The organism is Aminobacter sp. P4_D5 (genome assembly GCF_056401815.1).
In genome coordinates this window covers 1-566 of the sequence record NZ_JBFUIP010001173.1, presented here as the reverse complement: position 1 = coordinate 566, position 566 = coordinate 1, and the positions used below count along the sequence as shown (strand labels likewise).

General features: G+C 68.9%; 1 protein-coding gene. It reads left to right on the top strand.

Annotated elements, in window-relative coordinates; genetic code table 11:
* Positions 1-509: GDSL-type esterase/lipase family protein (locus AC1DWF_RS37325; protein WP_476843457.1), on the top strand; the 509-nt coding region annotated here is incomplete at its 5' end.
* Positions 510-566: the final 57 nt, after the last annotated feature.

Sequence of the window (566 nt, the reverse complement as noted above, 5' to 3'; positions counted from 1 at the left end):
CGGCTGCGCGACGCGGCGGGCGCGACGTCACCTGCTACAATCTCGGCATTCGCCGCGACACCAGCGCGGATGTCCTGATACGCTGGGAAAGCGAGGCAAAAGCCCGGCTTCCGCCCGAGCATGACGGTCGCCTGGTCTTCTCCTTCGGCGCCAACGACGCCTGTCTTGGCGACGACGGTGCGGTGCGCGTGGCGCCCGGTCGCGCGGTCGCGAATGCCGAGGCGATCCTGACCGCCGCCGCCGCCTGGCGGCCCACGTTGATGGTCGGTCCCTTGCCGATCTGCGACCCCGAAGTCGATATCAGGGCGGCGGAGCTGTCGATGCGATTTTCCGCGCTCTGTGATCGATTGGGCATACCGTTCTTGCCGGTGATTGATATCGCTGCCGGCTCGCCAACGTGGCGGCGCGAGGTCGCAGCCGGCGACGGCGCGCATCCGAACGAGCGGGGTTACGCGCTCATCGCCGAGGCCTTCTGCCGATGGACGGCATGGCGGACCTGGATCGGCTGATCGCCCGAGGCTGCTCCTCGTCGGAGGGGCGGGTCTACGAACTGCCCCTCGTCACCG